Below are 740 nucleotides of genomic sequence, written 5' to 3'. Positions count from 1 at the left end.
CAGGATGAGCTGTTAGGGCGCAATGGAACAGGAGTTCCGTTGCGAAACCCGGAAGTCAAAGTGGATGTTGCGCGCCGTAATCGCGTGCTGGCTGCCACGCCGCGATTTCAGAGACTGCCGCCGCACAAAACCGACAAGGTCGGGAATTGCAATACCGGTGCATCATCCCTCCTTCAACGCGCTGTTGATAGATATGCAGATAAAAACAACTTGCCTTCCAAGAAAGTCTCTGCTGCAAGTTTTTTTGGTATCGGGTCAACCCATCGCCTTGCAATTTGGGATCCCTTGGGAATGGACTCCAAAAAGGGGATTACACCCTGAGCATGTGTCCATAACCCCACGGCCCGCCACAATGATTGGCGCTGGGTTGAATGCAGAGCGAAGACCTGAGTTTGATTCCACATTACAGCACTCGAAAGGCCGCCCGCACGGTTGCTAACTCGCCCTGCTATCACTCAAGGGTCAAATCCGCTACTGGTGAGTTCCCAGCGGACCCGGAGCCATCTCCAACTGAAGACCTGCCTTACTTCACGGCGCTCTACTCCCGGTAATCATTTCCGTGACCTTACGCGCAGTGAGCGGCCCACACACGCTTGACGGTAGTGACGCTCGCGCCTGCCAGGCGCGCAGTGCTGGCGATGGTTTCCCCACGACTGCGCAAAGCGACGATACGAGCATGTACGGTAGGATCGGCCGGGCGGCCACGGTACTTGTGTCTGGCCTTCGCCAGCTCAATACCC

1 protein-coding gene and 1 pseudogene are annotated in these 740 nt (G+C 56.5%); one reads left to right on the top strand and one right to left on the bottom strand.

The window, feature by feature from the left end:
- Positions 1-321: pseudogene (locus F7R02_RS25720) on the top strand (type III effector); the annotation flags it as partial.
- Between the two features lie 244 nt (positions 322-565).
- On the opposite strand, the gene F7R02_RS25715 reads toward F7R02_RS25720, so the two are convergent.
- On the bottom strand, positions 566-740 hold a 175-nt coding region (locus F7R02_RS25715), incomplete at its 5' end, for a helix-turn-helix domain-containing protein (RefSeq protein WP_235857340.1).

Source organism: Xanthomonas cissicola (assembly GCF_008801575.1).
GTDB classification, from domain to species: Bacteria; Pseudomonadota; Gammaproteobacteria; order Xanthomonadales; family Xanthomonadaceae; genus Xanthomonas; species Xanthomonas cissicola.
The sequence above is the reverse complement of the archived record's forward strand: the minus strand, read 5'-3'. Positions and strand labels throughout refer to the sequence as shown.